We start from the raw sequence: 18,385 nt of genomic DNA, 5'->3' as shown, positions 1-18,385 counted from the left end.
CCCACCTCGGTTCCGCCTGGCACAAGGGCCGCTCCCCTCCGAGGGGAGCGGCCCTTTGCATGTACTCGGACAGGTGTACGATCACGCTGTTCCGGGCCGATCTTCGCATCGCGACCCGAACTTCCGATCCCGAGGGGGGACTTGCGTGGGTACTTCCATGTCCGGGGGCGGTCGGCACAGACGCCGGGTCAGAATCGCGCTGCCCGTCGCCGCCGGCGGCGTCGCCGCAGCCGTCACCGCCGCACTGCTGACCTCGTCCGCCGGCGCCGCCACCGCGCTGCCGCAGCCGACCGCCGCCCCGGCGTTCAGCGCGCCGTCACCGGCCGAGCTGAAGAAGCGCGTCGCCGGCGCGCTCGCCGGTGACGACACCGCCGGCCAGGCGAACCGGTCGTCGCTGAGCAAGAGCACCACCACCGGCGCCGGCGGCAGCGGCTCCGTCATCGACGCGAAGATCATCGGTGGCAGCACGACCGCCATCACCTCTGCGCCCTGGATGGCGCAGCTCCACTACTACGACGACCGGGGCACCAGCCGCACGAGCGACGACATCGGCTTCTTCTGCGGTGGTGCCGTCGTGGCCCCGACGAAGATCCTCACCGCCGCGCACTGCGTCAAGGGATACAACTGGAAGGCCAACGGCGCCGTCGTCACGGGGACCGCACAGCTCCCCTCCGCCGACGGAAACCTGAACGGCGGCACCGTCTCCGGTGTCTGGCGCCAGTGGAACCACCCGTCGTACAACGCGACGACCATCGACAACGACATCGCGGTGCTCACCCTGCCCGGCCCCGTCAAGGCCACCCCGATCCGCATGACCACCTCCGGCGACACCGCCTCCTACGCCGCCGGAAAGAGCGCCAAGGTCTACGGCTGGGGCCGCACCAGCTCCACCAGCCAGGACGTCTCCGAGACGCTGAAGGCGGCCACGCTGCCCCTCCAGTCCGACGCCACGTGCGCCCGCACCTACGGCGCCGACTTCGTCAAGGGCCACATGGTCTGCGCCGGCAAGCCCGCCACCGGCACCGACAGCGGCACCACCTCCGCCTGCAACGGCGACTCCGGCGGCCCGCTGGTCGTGAACAACCGGATCGTCGGCGTCGTCTCCTGGGGCGTGAGGGACTGCGTCGAGAAGGGCGCCTACAGCGTCTTCGCCAAGGTGAGCAGCTACGTCGGGGCCGCCTACGCCCGCGTCGACGACACCAACATCAGTGGCGACCACCGCGCCGACCTGTGGGTGCGCAAGTCCTCGACGTCGATCGGCTACTCCATGGACTCCAAGGGCTCCTCCTTCGCCGCCCGTGAGTCCTGGGGCAACTGGAAGGGCGTCAACGTCGTCCTGCAGACCGACCTCGACCGGGACGGGTACCAGGACCTGGTGTACCGGCGCAGCAGCGACGGCGCCGTCTACTGGACCCGGTACGTGATCTCCAGCGGCACCTGGTCCACCAAGCGCATCTTCGAGAACTGGAAGACCCGGACCCGCGTCGTCGCCCCCGGTGACGTCACCGGCGACTACCTGCCCGACCTGCTGTCCGTGGACTCCGCCGGTGTGCTGTGGATCTACCCGGGCAAGGGCAACGGCACCTTCTCCGCCCGCGTGAAGGTCGGCACCGGCTGGAACCAGTACAACTCCGTGCGCGGCCACGGCGACTTCAACGGCGACGGGAAGACCGACCTGATCGCCCGCCACAAGAGCACCGGTGCGGTGTACCTGTACCGGGGCACCGGCAAGGTCGGCACCGGCGCCTTCTCCGGCCGGGTCAAGGTCCGCACCTGGAGCAACAAGACGTACAACGCCTTCGCCGCCGTGGGCGACGTCAGCGGCGACGGCAAGGCCGACTTCCTGGCCCGCACCCCCGGCGGCACCCTGTACCTGTACAAGGGCACCGGGAAGGCCACGAGCGGGATCTTCGCCACCAGGATCTCCGTCGGTACCGGTTTCCAGCAGTACGGCATCTTCGGCTGACGGCGCGGGACACCGCAGGTGAGCGCCGTGCTCACCGCTCCTGAACGCAGCACCCGGGCCCGGCCGTGAGACGGCCGGGCCCGGGTGCCGTGCGGCCACCCGCCGGACTCTTTCTCCGGCCGCCGGGCGGCGGGACGACGGGTACGGCGGGACGATGGTTGCTGTACGGGTCGTCGCCCGGCCGGACCCGGCACCGGACACAGGGGTGACCGACCGGGCAGGAGCTGAGGAGCGCATGTCCGCGGAGAGCACACCCGGGGCCGGCCCACGGGCCTGGAGAAGGCGCCGCACGCCGCAGGACCGGCGGCACGGCGGTCCGAAGGCCATGGCGTGGACCGCCGCGGCCGTCCTCGTCCTGGGCGGCGTCGGCGCCGGATACGTGTACGTCGGACTCAACGGCAACCTCACGAGCGTCGACATCGACCGTCTCCTCGGCACCGACCGGCCCGAGAAGGCCGGCGACGGCTCCGAGAACGTCCTCGTCCTCGGCTCCGACACCCGCTCCGGGGGCAACCGGAAGCTCGGCGGTGGCGCCGACGACGGCGGCGCCCGCGCCGACACCGCGATGATCGTGCACCTCCACGAGGGAGGCGAGAAGGCATCCGTGGTGTCGGTCCCGCGGGACACCGTCGTCGACCGGCCCGAGTGCACCGACACCGAGGGCGGCACCCACCCCGCCGCGAACGGTGTGATGTTCAACTCCGCGTACGCCACCGGCGGGGCCGCCTGCGTCGTGAAGACCGTCGAGTCGATGACCGACCTGCGCATGGACCACTACCTGGAAGTCGACTTCACCGGCTTCCAAAAGCTCGTGGACGAACTGGGCGGCGTCGAGGTCACCACCACCGAGGACATCCACGACCCCGACAGTCACCTCGAGCTGGCGGCAGGCACCCACCGGCTCGACGGCGCACAGGCCCTCGGCCTGGTGCGCACCCGGCACGGCGTCGGCGACGGCTCCGACCTGGGCCGCATCCAGCTCCAGCAGGCCTTCGTCAGGGCCCTGGTCCGGCAGGTGAAGGACCTCGGCCTCCTCACCGACCCCAAGAAGCTCTACGACCTCGCCGACACGGTCACCAGGACCGTCACCACCGACTCCGACCTGGGCTCGGTGAACTCCCTGATGTCCTTCGCCGACGACCTGAAGGGCATCGGCCCCGGCGGCATGCACATGGTGACCATGCCGGTGCGTCACGACCCCGCCGCCCCCAACCGCGTCCTGCCGTGGAAGGAGAAGGCGCAGCTGGTCTGGGACGCCCTGAAGAACGACGAACCGATCCCGCACGCGGCGACGGCGGACACGGCCACGGGTGGGGCCAAGGGCGTGGTCAGCGCCTCTTGAGCACGTCTCGAGCGCCCTCTCGGGCCCCGGCGCCGCGAGCCGGACCCGCCACCGGGAAACTCCGGGAACACCTCGGGAACAAATGATGCCTGCCCCCGGTTTTGGGTGAAGGCCCCAGTCCTGGCAGACTGGTACGTCGGCTCCGGTTCACGCTCCCGCATCCCGTGGTGGCGACCCGGCGCCCTCCACGATCTAGGAGACACCTTGAAGCGCGACATCCACCCCGCGTACGTCGAGACGCAGGTCAGCTGCACCTGCGGCGCGTCGTTCACGACCCGCAGCACCATCGAGTCCGGCACCGTCCGCGCCGAGGTCTGCTCCGAGTGCCACCCGTTCTACACGGGCAAGCAGAAGATCCTCGACACCGGTGGCCGTGTGGCCCGCTTCGAGGCCCGCTTCGGCAAGGCCTCCGGCTCCAAGAAGTAGCGAGCCACCTATCGCCGGTCCACGGCAGCGCCTCCCTCCGGAGGTGCCCGCCGGGACCGGCGTTTTTGGTCGCCCGCCTTCCCCTTCCCACGCAGTAGCAGGAGCCCAAGATGTTCGAGGCCGTCGAGGAACTCGTCACCGAGCACGCCGACCTGGAGACGAAGCTCGCCGACCCGTCGGTCCACGCCGACCAGGCCAACGCGCGCAGGCTGAACAAGCGGTACGCCGAGCTCACCCCGATCGTCGCCACGTACCGCTCCTGGAAGCAGACGGGCGACGACATCGAGACCGCACGCGAACTGGCCGCCGACGACCCGGACTTCGCCGCCGAGGTCAAGGACCTGGAACAGCAGCAGGGGGAGCTGACCGAGAAGCTGCGGCTCCTGCTGGTCCCGCGCGACCCCAGCGACGACAAGGACGTCATCCTCGAGGTCAAGGCGGGCGCGGGCGGCGACGAGTCCGCCCTGTTCGCGGGAGACCTGCTGCGCATGTACCTGCGCTACGCCGAGCGGGTCGGCTGGAAGACCGAGATCATCGACGCCACCGAGTCGGAGCTGGGCGGCTACAAGGACGTCCAGGTCGCCGTGAAGACCAAGGGCGGCCAGGGCGCCACCGAGCCCGGACAGGGCGTGTGGGCCCGGCTGAAGTACGAGGGCGGCGTGCACCGCGTGCAGCGGGTGCCGGCCACCGAGTCGCAGGGCCGTATCCACACCTCCGCGGCGGGCGTCCTGGTGACGCCCGAGGCGGAGGAGATCGACGTCGAGATCAACCCGAACGATCTGCGGATCGACGTCTACCGGTCCTCGGGCCCCGGCGGCCAGTCCGTCAACACCACCGACTCCGCCGTGCGCATCACGCACCTCCCGACCGGAGTCGTCGCCTCCTGCCAGAACGAGAAGAGCCAGCTGCAGAACAAGGAGCAGGCACTGCGTATCCTGCGCTCCAGGCTGCTCGCGATGGCACAGGAGGAGGCGGAACGGGAGGCCTCCGACGCCCGTCGCAGCCAGGTCCGCACCGTCGACCGCTCCGAGAAGATCCGTACCTACAACTTCCCGGAGAACCGCATCTCGGACCACCGCGTCGGGTTCAAGGCGTACAACCTGGACCAGGTCCTGGACGGCGACCTGGATGCGGTGATCCAGGCCTGTGTCGACGCGGACTCGGCTGCCAAGCTCGCCGCAGCGTAACTCTCGTAGACAGCCCGGAGGACCAGCGTGCAGCAACCATTTGGGGGGCGCCCCCCGAACCCCCGCAGCGTGCTGCTCACGGAGGTGGCCCAGGCCACCCAGCGGCTCGCCGACGCCGGCGTGCCCTCGCCGCGCACCGACGCGGAGGAACTCGCCGCGTTCGTGCACGGAGTCAAGCGCGGCGAGCTGCACCAGGTGAAGGACTCCGACTTCGACGCCCGGTACTGGGAGGTGGTCGCCCGCCGCGAGGCGCGCGAACCGCTCCAGCACATCACCGGGCACGCCTACTTCCGCTACCTCGAACTCCAGGTGGGACCCGGGGTGTTCGTGCCGCGCCCGGAGACCGAGTCGGTCGTCGGATGGGCCATAGACGCGGTACGGGCCATGGACGTCGTCGAGCCGTGCGTCGTCGACCTGTGCACCGGCTCGGGCGCGATCGCGCTCGCGCTGGCGCAGGAGGTCCCGCGGTCCCGGGTGTACGCCGTGGAGATGTCCGAGGACGCCCTGGTGTGGACCCGCAAGAACATGGAGGGGTCGAGGGTCGAACTGCGCCAGGGGAACGCCCTGACGGCCTTCCCGGACCTCGACGGCCAGGTCGACCTGGTGATCTCCAACCCGCCGTACATCCCGCTCACCGAATGGGAGTACGTCGCCCCCGAGGCGCGTGACCACGACCCCGAGATGGCGCTGTTCTCCGGCGAGGACGGCCTCGACCTCATCCGCGGCCTGGAACGCACCGCGCACCGGCTGCTGCGCCCCGGCGGGGTGGTCGTCGTCGAGCACGCCGACACCCAGGGCGGCCAGGTGCCGTGGATCTTCGCCGAGGACCGCGGCTGGACCGACGCCGCCGACCACCCCGACCTGAACAACCGGCCCCGGTTCGCCACCGCCCGCAAGGCGGTCCCGTGAGCCCCCCGCAGACCCCACCCACCCCCAGCCGCACGTGTACGAGGAGGCCCGCCAGATGGCTCGGCGATACGACACCAACGACGCGACCGATCGCGCGACCGGTCTGCGTGAAGCCGCGTCCGCCGTCCGCCGCGGCGAGCTCGTGGTGCTGCCGACGGACACGGTCTACGGCATCGGCGCGGACGCGTTCACCGGGGAGGCCGTCGCCGACCTCCTGGAGGCCAAAGGACGCGGCCGCAACATGCCCACGCCGGTGCTCATCGGCTCGCCGAACACCCTGCACGGCCTGGTCACCGACTTCTCCGAACAGGCCTGGGAACTGGTCGACGCCTTCTGGCCGGGTGCGCTGACCCTGGTCGCCCGGCACCAGCCGTCCCTCCAGTGGGACCTCGGGGACACCCGGGGCACGGTCGCCGTGCGGATGCCGCTGCACCCGGTCGCCATCGAACTGCTCACCGAGGTCGGCCCGATGGCCGTCTCCTCGGCCAACCTGACCGGGCACCCCGCGCCGGAGAACTGCGACGCGGCGCAGGACATGCTCGGCGACTCCGTCTCCGTCTACCTCGACGGCGGGCCCACCCCGGGCATCGTCCCCTCGTCGATCGTCGACGTCACGCGCCCCGTGCCCGTACTGCTGCGCGAAGGCGCCGTCTCCCCGGAGGAGCTGCGCAAAGTGGTACCCGACCTCGAGGTGGCGAATTGACGGCGCCCGAGTCGGGGCGTGGCATAGGCAACGGGGAGAGCGGCGCGGAGGAGACGACCACCTTCGGGTTTCCGCGCGACAGCTTCCGCATCCTCCACGTCAGCACCGGAAACGTCTGCCGCTCGCCCATCACCGAGCGGCTGACCCGGCATTTCGTGAACCAGCGGCTGGGCATCCTGGGCTGCGGCCTGATCGTGGAGAGCGCGGGCACCTGGGGGCACGAGGGCGCGCCGATGGAGACGCACGCGGAGACCGTGCTGGCCGAGTTCGGCGCGGACGCCTCCGGCTTCGTCGGCCGTGAGCTGCTGGACGAGCACGTCATCCGCGCCGACCTGGTCCTGACCGCGACCCGGGACCACCGCGCCCAGGTCATCTCCATGGGCCACTCGGCGGGCCTGCGCACCTTCACCCTGAAGGAGTTCACCCGCCTGGTGAACGCGATCGACCCGGCGACGCTGCCCCCGCTGGACGACGGCCTGGTCATGCGCGCCCGCGCCCTGGTCCGCGCCGCCGCCGCGCTGCGCGGCTGGCTGCTGGCCCCGACCGCCGAGGCGGACGAGGTCTTCGACCCGTACGGGGCGCCCCTGCCCCTCTTCCGCTCCATCGGCGACGAGATACACCAGGCCCTGGACCCGGTCGTCACCGCCCTCACCGGCGTCCCGACCCGGGCCTGACCGACGCACCGTCCCGGGCCTGACCGACGCACCGCCCCGGGGCCGGCCGACGTCCGCCCCGGGCCCGGCCGGTCCCTCCGGAGGATGCGGCGCCGGGCGGCCCGGGGGTGGCGGGCCTACATTGGTCGTACGCCGGCGTCGACGTCCGGGAGCCCACCATGACGGTCACCCATGCCCTCGAGGGCGAGTTCGGGGTCCTGCGCCGACAGGACCCCGAACTCGCCGAGATCCTGCTCGGCGAGCGCGAGCGGCAGGCGACCACGCTCCAGCTGATCGCCGCCGAGAACTTCACCTCGCCGGCCGTGCTGGCCGCCCTCGGCTCCCCGCTGGCCAACAAGTACGCCGAGGGGTACCCGGGCGCCCGCCACCACGGCGGCTGCGAGCTCGTCGACGTCGCCGAACGCCTCGCCGTGGAGCGCGCCAAGGCGCTGTTCGGCGCCGACCACGCCAACGTCCAGGCGCACTCCGGCTCGTCGGCCGTACTGGCCGCCTACGCCGCCCTGCTGCGCCCCGGAGACACCGTCCTCGCCCTCGGCCTGCCCCACGGAGGCCACCTCACCCACGGCTCGCCCGCGAACTTCTCCGGCCGCTGGTTCGACTTCATCGGCTACGGGGTGGACGCGGAGACCGGGCTCATCGACCACGACCAGGTCCGCACCCTGGCCCGTACGCACCGGCCCAAGGCGATCGTGTGCGGCTCCATCGCCTACCCGCGCCACATCGACCACGCCTTCTTCCGCGAGGTGGCCGACGAGACCGGCGCCTACCTCATCGCGGACGCCGCGCACCCCATCGGCCTGGTCGCCGGGGGAGCGGCCCCGAACCCGGTCCCGTACGCGGACGTCGTCTGCGCCACCACGCACAAGGTGCTGCGCGGACCGCGCGGCGGCATGATCCTGTGCGGCGCGGAACTGGCCGAGCGCGTCGACCGCGCCGTCTTCCCCTTCACCCAGGGCGGGGCGCAGATGCACACGATCGCCGCCAAGGCGGTCGCGTTCGGGGAGGCGGCGACACCGGCCTTCACCGTGTACGCCCACCGGGTGGTCGCCAACGCGCGGGCGCTCGCCACCGCACTGGCCGACGAGGGACTGGTCGTCACCACCGGCGGCACCGACACCCATCTGATCACCGTCGACCCCGCCCCGCTCGGCGTCGACGGGCGAGAGGCCCGCGGCCTGCTGGCGGGGGCCGGGATCGTCCTGGACTGCTGCGTGCTGCCGCACGCCGACGACCGCGGGCTGCGCCTGGGCACCGCGGCGGTGACCACGCAGGGCATGGGGGAGCCGGAGATGGCGCTGATCGCGGGCCTGCTGGCGAGCGTCCTGCGGGGCGGCACCGAGCCCGCACGGGCCCGCGAGGACGTACGGGAACTGACCGCGGCCTTTCCGCCGTATCCCGGCTGAGACGTGTCACCCGGCTCACCCGGCCGGGTTTTTGCACCCGTATCGGCGCGCATGCGGGGTAGGCGCACCCGCATGCCGGGCCGACCGCACAGTCACTCGTGCAACCATCGTCGCTACCCGGAAGTCCTCACCCGTATGCGTGCCTCGCTAGGGTGTGGGGCTGTGATGGCCAGCGAGACCTGTGGGGAAGCCCGTGCGTGAATACCTGCTGACGCTCTGCATCACGGCCGCGGTGACGTATCTGCTGACAGGGCCGGTACGGAAGTTCGCGATCGTGGCGGGTGCGATGCCGGAGATCCGGGCACGTGACGTGCACCGGGAACCCACTCCGCGGCTCGGCGGTATCGCCATGTTCTTCGGCCTGTGCGCGGGCCTGCTGGTGGCCAGCCACCTGACGAACCTGAACGAGGTCTTCGAGAGGTCCAACGAACCGCGCGCTCTGCTGTCCGGGGCCGCCCTGATCTGGCTGCTCGGGGTCCTGGACGACAAGTTCGAGATCGACGCCCTGCTCAAACTGGGCGCCCAGATGATCGCCGCCGGCGTCATGATCCTTCAGGGCCTGACCATCCTGTGGCTCCCCATCCCCGGTGTCGGCACGGTCTCCGTGACCCCGTGGCAGGGGAACCTGATCACTGTGGCGCTGGTCGTCATCACCATCAACGCGGTCAATTTCGTGGACGGACTGGACGGCCTCGCGGCCGGCATGGTGGGCATCGCGGCCACGGCTTTCTTCCTGTACAGCTACCGGATCTGGTACGGCTACGGTGCCGAGGCGGCGGCCCCCGCCACCCTGTTCTCCGCCGTGCTCATCGGCATGTGCCTCGGCTTCCTGCCGCACAACATGCACCCCGCCCGCATCTTCATGGGGGACTCCGGGTCGATGCTGATCGGTCTGGTCCTCGCGGCGAGCGCCGTGTCCGTCACGGGCCAGCTGGACGTCGAGGCGCTCAACGTCGACCTGGGCGGCACCCGGGAGGCGACCCACGCGATGCTGCCCGTCTTCATCCCGCTGCTCATGCCGCTGACGATCATCGCGGTGCCCGTGGCCGACCTGGTCCTGGCCATCGTGCGGCGCACCTGGCGCGGCCAGTCGCCGTTCGCGGCGGACCGGGGCCATCTGCACCACCGTCTGCTGGAGATCGGCCACTCGCACAGCAGGGCGGTGCTGATCATGTACTTCTGGTCGGCGCTGATCGCCTTCGGCGCGCTCGCCTACTCGGTCAACTCGGCGTCCATGTGGATCGTGCTGGGCGTCGTCATCCTGAGCGCCCTCGGCCTGCTGCTGCTCCTGCTGCCCCGGTTCACCCCGCGCGCCCCGCGCTGGGCGGAGGCGTTCGTCCCGCCGCGCTACCGCCGCCGCAAGGCCCTGGTAGCGGCAAAGGCGCCGGAGGCCTCCGGCGACCCCGCCACGGCGCGGTCACGGGCCGCCGAGGCCCCCGACGGCCCCGAGGAGGCCGCTCCCGGCCACCGCGCCCCGGTCACCGCCGGCGTCTCGGGCGTCAACGGCGCGACGGCCCTCGGCCACCACGCACGTCTGGGCGACCGGGGGAAGGCCGGCAGCTCCCGCTGAGGGGCGCCCCGGCGGGACGGCGGGGCGGAGATCACGGTCAAGGTAAGAATCCGACTAGAGCATTGCCAAGTCGTGGGGCTGTGATGGGGCACTCTTGGGGGTGCGAAGCGCCTCAATATCAGACAAGTCGCCCTCACGCGCGCTCAGGCGTACCGCTTCACTCTCGTGCGTGACGTTCTGCACGCCCGTTAGGTAAAGACTCCATCAAATAGTTTGTGATACCGTTCACGAGTCTCGCCGGAGAGAGCCGACGGACCGTGGTGCGACGGTTCGACGGTGGGGAGGAAAACTCACTCCATCCGGGGGACTACGCTCGTCCCCGACGACATCTCATGTGCCTCATGCCCCCTGTTCAAAGCGGAGTTCCGTCATGCCGTCCAACGACGTCCGGATTCTGATCCAGGCTGCCGTCCCCACCGCTGCCGTCGGTGCGGTCGCGGTCGCGGTCGGTGGTGCCGTCGAAGGCGGCCAGGGGGTGATCGGAGCGGTCATCGGGGCGCTGCTCGTGATCCTGCTCATGGGGACGGGTCTGTACGTCCTGCAGTGGATCGCCAGGTCGATACCTCATCTGTTCCAGGCGATGGGGCTGATGATGTACATGACGCAGATCCTGCTGATCTTCGTCTTCATCGCGCTCTTCAAGGACACGACCCTGTTCCACCCGAAGGTCTTCGCCCTCTCGCTGCTCGTCTCCACCCTCACCTGGGTCGCCGCGCAGGCGCGGGCCACGATGAAGGCCAAGACCTTCTACGTGGACCCCGAGCCGACGACGGCCGGGAACGCGGCGGAGAAGAAGGAATCCGCGGAGCGGTCGTCGTGAGGCGTAGGGCCGGGATAAGGGCGCACGACGGACCCTGCTATCGTCCGGTGCCAACTGCGGCATCGCGGGCGCGGGCATCCGAGCTGACGCCTGTCACATCGCGAGGCGAGATGCCCCACTGCCGCCCCCACATCCGTAACACCAGTCCCGTGCCGAACCGCGGCCCCGTGCCGCGCCGACACCACGAGGTTGCCGAATCCATGCGCCACGCTGAAGGAGCCCGCGGTGAGTGCTGACCCGACACAGGTGCTCGCCTTCGAGACCGACTGCCACATCTTCGACGGCTGTGGCTTCCCGTCTCCCGGGCTGCACTCGTTCCTGTTCGAGCCCCTGTGGGGCGACGGCGACAGCAGCGTGTACTTCAACAAGACGATGCTGCTGGCGCTGCTCGGCTCGATCGTCATCATCGGCTTCTTCTGGGCGGCGTTCCGCCGGCCCCAGGTCGTCCCCGGCAAGCTCCAGATGGTCGCCGAGGCCGGCTACGACTTCGTCCGCCGGGGTGTCGTCTACGAGACGATGGGCAAGCGCGAGGGCGAGAAGTACGTCCCGTTCGTCGTCGCGCTGTTCTTCTTCGTCTGGATGATGAACCTCTGGTCGATCATCCCGTTCGCCCAGATGCCGGTGACGTCGATCTTCGCCTACCCGCTGGGCCTCGCGCTGATCGTCTACATCGTCTGGATCTCGCTGACCTTCAAGCGCCAAGGCTTCGTCGGCGCCCTGAAGAACTTCACCGGCTACGACAAGTCGCTCGGCGCCGCCCTGCCGGTCGTCATGCTGATCGAGGCCTTCTCGAACCTGCTCGTGCGGCCCTTCACCCACGCCGTGCGACTCTTCGCGAACATGTTCGCGGGTCACATCCTGCTGGTGCTGTTCACCATCGCCAGCTGGTACCTGCTGAACGGCATCGGGATCGCCTACGCCAGCGTCTCGTTCCTGATGGTCCTGGTGATGACCGTCTTCGAGCTCTTCATCCAGGCCCTGCAGGCGTACGTCTTCGTCCTGCTGACCGTCACCTACATCCAGGGCGCGCTCGCCGAGCAGCACTGAGCGTCCCGCACCGCCCCCATTCGACCGGTGGCCCACCCCCACCGGCCCGTGAAGAAAAGGAAGAACCGGAATGTCCCAGACCCTTGCTGCCGTCAGCGGTTCGATCGCTTCCATCGGCTACGGCATCGCCGCGTTCGGTCCCGGCATCGGCGTCGGCATCATCTTCGGCAAGGGCACCGAGGCCCTCGCCCGTCAGCCCGAGGCCGCCGGTCTCATCCGCGCCAACCAGATCCTGGGCTTCGCCTTCTGTGAGGCGCTCGCCCTGATCGGTCTGGTCATGCCGTTCGTCTACGGCCTCTGATCGTCTGATCCGCGACCGGCTCACCAGACGAAAGGCACTCTGATATGAGCCCACTGCTTCATATCGCGGCCGAGGAGCTTCAGAACCCCCTCGTCCCGCCGATTCCCGAGCTCGTCATCGGCCTGCTCGCCTTCGTCATCGTCTTCGGCTTCCTCGCCAAGAAGCTCCTCCCGAACATCAACAAGGTTCTGGAGCAGCGTCGCGAGGCCATCGAAGGCGGTATCGAGAAGGCCGAGGCCGCTCAGACCGAGGCCCAGAGCGTTCTCGAGCAGTACAAGGCCCAGCTCGCCGAGGCCCGGCACGAGGCCGCGCGACTGCGCCAGGAGGCGCAGGAGCAGGGCGCCACGCTCATCGCCGAGATGCGCGCGGAAGGCCAGCGGCAGCGTGAGGAGATCATCGCCGCCGGTCACTCGCAGATCGAGGCGGACCGCAAGACCGCCGCGTCGGTGCTGCGCCAGGACGTCGGCAAGCTCGCCACCGACCTGGCCGGCAAGCTCGTCGGCGAGTCCCTCGAGGACCACGCCCGGCAGAGCCGAGTGATCGACCGGTTCCTCGACGACCTCGACCAGAAGGCCGAGGCCGCACGATGAACGGAGCGAGCCGCGAGGCCCTGGCAGCCGCACGTGAGCGTCTCGACGCGCTGACGGACTCCACGTCCGTCGACGCCGGCTCGCTCGCCGAAGAGCTGGCCGCCGTCACCGCGCTGCTCCACCGCGAGGTGTCGTTGCGCCGGGTCCTCACCGACCCGGCGCAGGCCGGCGAGGCCAAGGCGGAACTGGCCCAGCGCCTGCTCGGCACCCAGCTCAGCGGCGACGCCGCCGACCTGGTGGCCGGCATGGTGCGCTCCCGCTGGTCGCAGTCCCGCGACCTGGTGGACGCACTGGAACAGCTGGCCGACCTCGCCGACCTCACTGCCGCGCAGCAGGCGGGCGCGCTCGACGGCGTCGAGGACGAGCTGTTCCGGTTCGGCCGGATCGTCTCCTCGAGCAAGGAGCTGCGCGCCGCGCTGACCGACCGCAAGGCCACCACCTCCGCCAAGAGCGAGCTGCTGCACAGCCTGCTCGGCGGCAAGGCGAACGCGACCACCGAACGCCTGGTGACGCGTCTGGTGACCGCGCCGCGGGGACGTAGCCTGGAATCGGGAATCGAGTCCCTGTCCAAGCTCGCCGCCGAGCGGCGTGACCGCATGGTGGCCGTCGTCACCTCCGCGGTGCCGCTGAGCGACGCGCAGAAGCAGCGCCTCGGCGCCGGCCTCGCGAAGCTCTACGGCCGCCGCATGCACCTCAACCTCGCCGTGGACCCCGAGGTCATCGGCGGAATCCGGGTGCAGGTCGGCGACGAGATCATCAACGGCTCCATCGCGGACCGGCTGGAGGACGCGAGCCGCCGGCTGGCGAGCTAGCGCCGACGCGACAGACGCGACCGACGCAGCAACTGAACACCAAGAACGTACTTGCGGCCCTGGTTGGGCCGTGCAGAGGATTCACCTCTTCCGGGGGGAGTCCCGACTCGTGGAATACCCCCAAAGTGAAACTTCGGGCCCAACAAGGAGAGCAGGGAACTCAGATGGCGGAGCTCACGATCCGGCCGGAGGAGATCCGGGACGCGCTGGAGAACTTCGTCCAGTCGTACAAGCCGGACGCGGCCTCGCGCGAGGAAGTCGGCACGGTCACCCTCGCCGGCGACGGCATCGCCAAGGTCGAGGGTCTGCCCTCGGCCATGGCCAACGAGCTGCTGAAGTTCGAGGACGGCACCCTCGGCCTCGCCCTCAACCTCGAGGAGCGCGAGATCGGTGCCATCGTCCTCGGTGAGTTCAGCGGCATCGAGGAGGGCCAGCCGGTCGCCCGCACCGGCGAGGTCCTGTCCGTCGCCGTGGGCGAGGGCTACCTCGGCCGCGTGGTCGACCCGCTCGGCAACCCGATCGACGGCCTCGGCGAGATCGAGACCGAGGGCCGCCGCGCCCTCGAACTGCAGGCCCCCACGGTCATGCAGCGCAAGTCGGTGCACGAGCCGATGGAGACGGGCTACAAGGCCGTCGACGCCATGACCCCGATCGGCCGCGGCCAGCGTCAGCTGATCATCGGCGACCGCGGCACCGGCAAGACCGCGCTGGCCGTCGACACGATCATCAACCAGCGTGACAACTGGCGCTCCGGCGACGTGAACAAGCAGGTCCGCTGCATCTACGTCGCCGTCGGCCAGAAGGGCTCCACCATCGCGTCGGTCCGCCGCGCGCTGGAGGAGAACGGTGCCCTGGAGTACACGACCATCGTCGCCGCCCCGGCGTCCGACCCGGCCGGCTTCAAGTACCTGGCGCCCTACACCGGCTCGGCCATCGGCCAGCAGTGGATGTACCAGGGCAAGCACGTCCTGATCATCTTCGACGACCTGTCGAAGCAGGCCGACGCCTACCGCGCCGTCTCCCTGCTGCTGCGCCGCCCGCCGGGCCGCGAGGCCTACCCGGGCGACGTCTTCTACCTGCACTCCCGCCTCCTGGAGCGCTGCGCCAAGCTCTCCGACGAGATGGGCAAGGGCTCGATGACCGGTCTGCCGATCGTCGAGACCAAGGCGAACGACGTCTCGGCGTTCATCCCGACCAACGTCATCTCCATCACCGACGGCCAGTGCTTCCTGGAGTCCGACCTGTTCAACGCCGGTCAGCGTCCGGCCCTGAACGTCGGTATCTCGGTCTCCCGAGTCGGTGGCTCCGCCCAGCACAAGGCGATGAAGCAGGTCTCCGGCCGACTGCGCGTGGACCTCGCCCAGTTCCGTGAGCTGGAGGCGTTCGCCGCCTTCGGTTCCGACCTGGACGCCGCGTCGAAGTCGCAGCTGGAGCGCGGTCAGCGCATGGTCGAGCTGCTGAAGCAGGACCAGTACCAGCCGATGGCCACCGAGGACCAGGTCGTCTCCGTCTGGGCCGGCACCACCGGCAAGATGGACGAGGTGCCGGTCGCCGACATCCGCCGCTTCGAGAAGGAGCTGCTGGAGTACCTGCACCGCGGCGAGCAGGGCCTCATGACCTCCATCCGCGAGGGCGGCAAGATGTCGGACGACACCCTCCAGGCCGTGGGCGACGCGATCGCGGCCTTCAAGAAGCAGTTCGAGACGAGCGAAGGCAAGCTGCTCGGCGAGGACGCTCCGGCCGCTGCCGCCAAGTGACGTTCAAGGAAGGGACCTGACTCATGGGAGCCCAGCTCCGGGTCTACAAGCGTCGCATCCGATCCGTCACCGCGACCAAGAAGATCACCAAGGCGATGGAGATGATCGCCGCCTCGCGCGTCGTCAAGGCGCAGCGCAAGGTGCGGTCCTCCACGCCGTACGCCGAGGAACTGACCCGTGCGGTCACGGCCGTCGGCACCGGTTCGGACGCCAAGCACCCGCTGACCACGGAGGCGGAGAACCCGACCCGTGCCGCGGTCCTGCTCCTCACGAGCGACCGCGGCCTGGCCGGCGCCTTCAATGCCAACGCGATCAAGGCGGCGGAGCAGCTGACCGCGCGCCTGGAGGGCGAGGGCGTGGAGGTCGACACGTACATCGTCGGCCGCCGCGGTCTGGCGCACTACAACTTCCGTGAGCGCACGGTCGCGGAGTCGTTCTCGGGCTTCACCGACGAGCCCTCGTACGCGGACGCCAAGACCGTCGCGGCGCCGCTGATCGAGGCCATCGAGAAGGACACGGCGGACGGCGGTGTGGACGAACTCCACATCGTCTACACCGAGTTCGTCTCGATGATGACGCAGACCGCGGTCGACTCCCGGCTGCTTCCGCTGCGCCTCGAGGAGGTCGCGGAGGAGACGGCGTCCACCAAGGACGAGATCCTTCCGCTGTACGACTTCGAGCCCTCGGCGGAGGACGTCCTCGACGCCCTGCTGCCGCGCTACGTGGAGAGCCGCATCTACAACGCGCTGCTCCAGTCGGCCGCTTCGAAGCACGCCGCCACGCGGCGCGCGATGAAGTCGGCCACCGACAACGCGGGTGAGTTGATCAACACGCTCTCCCGTCTTGCCAACGCGGCCCGCCAGGCCGAAATCACCCAGGAAATCAGCGAGATCGTCGGTGGCGCAGGCGCTCTGGCCGACGCAAACGCGGGGAGTGACAATTAATGACCACCACTGTTGAGACCGCGACGGCCACGGGCCGTGTCGCCCGGGTCATCGGCCCGGTCGTCGACGTGGAGTTCCCCGTCGACGCGATGCCGGAGATCTACAACGCCCTGCACGTCGAGGTCGCCGACCCGGCGAACGCGGGTGAGCTGAAGACGCTGACCCTGGAGGTCGCCCAGCACCTGGGCGAGGGCCTGGTCCGCACCATCTCCATGCAGCCCACCGACGGTCTGGTCCGCCAGGCCCCGGTGAGCGACACCGGCTCGGCGATCTCCGTCCCGGTCGGCGACTTCACCAAGGGCAAGGTGTTCAACACCCTCGGTGCGGTGCTGAACAGCGACGAGACCTACGAGGGCGAGCGCTGGCCGATCCACCGCAAGGCGCCCAACTTCGACGAGCTCGAGTCGAAGACCGAGATGTTCGAGACCGGCGTCAAGGTCATCGACCTGCTGACCCCGTACGTCAAGGGCGGCAAGATCGGTCTGTTCGGCGGTGCCGGCGTCGGCAAGACGGTGCTCATCCAGGAGATGATCTACCGCGTCGCCAACAACCACGACGGTGTGTCGGTGTTCGCCGGTGTCGGTGAGCGCACCCGTGAGGGCAACGACCTCATCGACGAGATGAGCGAGTCGGGCGTCATCGACAAGACCGCCCTGGTCTTCGGCCAGATGGACGAGCCCCCGGGCACCCGTCTGCGCGTCGCGCTGGCCGGCCTCACCATGGCCGAGTACTTCCGTGACGTCCAGAAGCAGGACGTGCTGTTCTTCATCGACAACATCTTCCGCTTCACGCAGGCCGGTTCCGAGGTGTCGACCCTGCTCGGCCGCATGCCCTCCGCGGTGGGCTACCAGCCGAACCTGGCCGACGAGATGGGTCTCCTCCAGGAGCGCATCACCTCGACCCGCGGTCACTCGATCACCTCGATGCAGGCGATCTACGTCCCCGCGGACGACCTGACCGACCCGGCCCCGGCCACCACCTTCGCCCACCTCGACGCGACGACGGTGCTCTCCCGTCCGATCTCCGAGAAGGGCATCTACCCGGCCGTGGACCCGCTGGACTCCACGTCCCGCATCCTGGACCCGCGCTACATCGCGCAGGACCACTACGACGCGGCCATGCGGGTGAAGAACATCCTGCAGAAGTACAAGGACCTGCAGGACATCATCGCGATCCTCGGTATCGACGAGCTCGGCGAGGAGGACAAGCTCGCGGTCCACCGCGCCCGTCGCGTGGAGCGCTTCCTGTCCCAGAACACCCACGTCGCCAAGCAGTTCACCGGCGTGGACGGTTCGGACGTGCCGCTGGACGAGTCGATCGCCGCGTTCAACGCGATCTGCGACGGTGAGTACGACCACTTCCCGGAGCAGGCGTTCTTCATGTGCGGTGGCATCGAGGACCTGAAGAAGAACGCGAAGGAGCTGGGCGTCTCCTGAGCCTCGCGCTCGGGTCGGGGGGCGGGCACCGTCCCGCCCCCTGACCCCCGCCCATTAGACTTGTAACCAACACCCGGCGGACCTGCCGGGTGGTGACCCGAGGAGCCATCTTGGCTGCTGAGCTGCACGTCGCGCTGGTCGCGGCCGACCGAGAGGTCTGGTCGGGCGAGGCCACCCTGGTCGTCGCGCGCACCACGTCCGGCGACATCGGCGTCATGCCCGGTCACCAGCCGCTGCTCGGTGTGCTGGAGTCGGGCCCGGTGACCATCCGTACGAACGACGGCGGGACGGTCGTCGCCGCGGTGCACGGCGGTTTCATCTCGTTCGCGGACGACAAGCTGTCGCTGCTGGCCGAGATCGCCGAGCTGTCGGACGAGATCGACGTCAAGCGCGCGGAGCGGGCGCGGGACCGTGCGAAGTCGGAGGCGGACGCCTCGGCGGAGCGGCGCGCGGACGTACGACTGCGCGCGGCGGCGGGGCACTGAACGACCCGAGGAG

General features: G+C 69.9%; 18 protein-coding genes. All 18 read left to right on the top strand.

Annotated features, from left to right (window positions below; all coding sequences use genetic code 11):
* The first annotated feature begins 157 nt into the window (after window positions 1-157).
* The 18 genes from JL475_RS11385 (at window position 158) to JL475_RS11300 (ending at window position 18,372) form a co-directional block, all read left to right on the top strand.
* Entirely contained in the window at window positions 158-1,966 is a 1,809-nt protein-coding gene (locus JL475_RS11385; protein WP_202277511.1) for a trypsin-like serine protease, read from the top strand.
* Between the two features lie 235 nt (window positions 1,967-2,201).
* The gene (locus JL475_RS11380) at window positions 2,202-3,308 is read left to right on the top strand and encodes an LCP family protein (RefSeq protein WP_202277510.1); all 1,107 of its coding nucleotides are present in this window, start codon (window positions 2,202-2,204) and stop codon (window positions 3,306-3,308) included.
* 204 nt (window positions 3,309-3,512) lie between these two features.
* Entirely contained in the window at window positions 3,513-3,734 is a 222-nt protein-coding gene (gene rpmE, locus JL475_RS11375) for a 50S ribosomal protein L31 (protein ID WP_202277427.1), read from the top strand.
* A gap of 110 nt (window positions 3,735-3,844) precedes the next feature.
* Complete coding sequence (gene prfA / locus JL475_RS11370; protein ID WP_202277426.1) at window positions 3,845-4,921, top strand: peptide chain release factor 1; 1,077 nt, start codon at window positions 3,845-3,847, stop codon at window positions 4,919-4,921.
* A gap of 69 nt (window positions 4,922-4,990) precedes the next feature.
* Window positions 4,991-5,830 (top strand): peptide chain release factor N(5)-glutamine methyltransferase, encoded by an 840-nt coding sequence (gene prmC, locus JL475_RS11365; protein WP_109378027.1) that lies wholly within the window; start codon window positions 4,991-4,993, stop codon window positions 5,828-5,830.
* 55 nt (window positions 5,831-5,885) lie between these two features.
* On the top strand, window positions 5,886-6,533 hold the full coding sequence (locus JL475_RS11360; RefSeq protein WP_202277425.1) for an L-threonylcarbamoyladenylate synthase: 648 nt from the start codon (window positions 5,886-5,888) through the stop codon (window positions 6,531-6,533).
* Window positions 6,530-7,207: a protein-tyrosine-phosphatase gene (locus JL475_RS11355; RefSeq protein ID WP_202277424.1), complete on the top strand. Its 678-nt coding sequence runs from the start codon at window positions 6,530-6,532 to the stop codon at window positions 7,205-7,207. Before JL475_RS11360 ends, JL475_RS11355 begins: the two co-directional genes overlap by 4 nt.
* Before the next feature lie 158 nt (window positions 7,208-7,365).
* Window positions 7,366-8,610, top strand: coding sequence for a serine hydroxymethyltransferase (glyA, locus tag JL475_RS11350; RefSeq protein ID WP_202277423.1), 1,245 nt, complete (start codon window positions 7,366-7,368; stop codon window positions 8,608-8,610).
* 193 nt (window positions 8,611-8,803) lie between these two features.
* Complete coding sequence (locus tag JL475_RS11345) at window positions 8,804-10,180, top strand: MraY family glycosyltransferase (RefSeq protein ID WP_202277422.1); 1,377 nt, start codon at window positions 8,804-8,806, stop codon at window positions 10,178-10,180.
* A 370-nt stretch (window positions 10,181-10,550) separates the two neighbouring features.
* On the top strand, window positions 10,551-11,000 hold the full coding sequence (locus JL475_RS11340; protein ID WP_202277421.1) for a hypothetical protein: 450 nt from the start codon (window positions 10,551-10,553) through the stop codon (window positions 10,998-11,000).
* A gap of 225 nt (window positions 11,001-11,225) precedes the next feature.
* Window positions 11,226-12,047 carry a F0F1 ATP synthase subunit A gene (gene atpB, locus JL475_RS11335; RefSeq protein ID WP_307825019.1) on the top strand — a complete coding sequence of 274 codons (822 nt, stop codon included), beginning with the start codon at window positions 11,226-11,228 and terminating at the stop codon, window positions 12,045-12,047.
* A 70-nt stretch (window positions 12,048-12,117) separates the two neighbouring features.
* Window positions 12,118-12,348, top strand: a complete 231-nt coding sequence (gene atpE, locus JL475_RS11330; RefSeq protein WP_055607474.1) for an ATP synthase F0 subunit C — start codon at window positions 12,118-12,120, stop codon at window positions 12,346-12,348.
* Between the two features lie 44 nt (window positions 12,349-12,392).
* Window positions 12,393-12,938 carry a F0F1 ATP synthase subunit B gene (locus JL475_RS11325; protein ID WP_202277420.1) on the top strand — a complete coding sequence of 182 codons (546 nt, stop codon included), beginning with the start codon at window positions 12,393-12,395 and terminating at the stop codon, window positions 12,936-12,938.
* A complete protein-coding gene (locus JL475_RS11320; RefSeq protein ID WP_202277419.1) occupies window positions 12,935-13,750 on the top strand; it encodes a F0F1 ATP synthase subunit delta in 816 nt (271 codons plus the stop codon). The genes JL475_RS11325 and JL475_RS11320 overlap by 4 nt, the downstream gene beginning before the upstream one ends.
* 164 nt (window positions 13,751-13,914) lie before the next feature.
* On the top strand, window positions 13,915-15,507 hold the full coding sequence (gene atpA, locus JL475_RS11315; protein ID WP_202277418.1) for a F0F1 ATP synthase subunit alpha: 1,593 nt from the start codon (window positions 13,915-13,917) through the stop codon (window positions 15,505-15,507).
* Window positions 15,508-15,530: 23 nt separating this feature from the next.
* Window positions 15,531-16,451 (top strand): F0F1 ATP synthase subunit gamma, encoded by a 921-nt coding sequence (locus tag JL475_RS11310; protein ID WP_202277417.1) that lies wholly within the window; start codon window positions 15,531-15,533, stop codon window positions 16,449-16,451.
* Window positions 16,451-17,887: a F0F1 ATP synthase subunit beta gene (atpD, locus tag JL475_RS11305; protein ID WP_202277416.1), complete on the top strand. Its 1,437-nt coding sequence runs from the start codon at window positions 16,451-16,453 to the stop codon at window positions 17,885-17,887. Before JL475_RS11310 ends, atpD begins: the two co-directional genes overlap by 1 nt.
* Window positions 17,888-17,997: 110 nt before the next feature.
* Window positions 17,998-18,372, top strand: coding sequence for a F0F1 ATP synthase subunit epsilon (locus JL475_RS11300; protein ID WP_202277415.1), 375 nt, complete (start codon window positions 17,998-18,000; stop codon window positions 18,370-18,372).
* The last annotated feature ends 13 nt before the right edge of the window (window positions 18,373-18,385 follow it).

Source organism: Streptomyces sp. M2CJ-2 (genome assembly GCF_016757295.1).
Lineage (GTDB): Bacteria > Actinomycetota > Actinomycetes > Streptomycetales > Streptomycetaceae > Streptomyces.
Note: the sequence above shows the minus strand (reverse complement) of the source record. Positions and strands in the feature narration are given on the sequence as shown.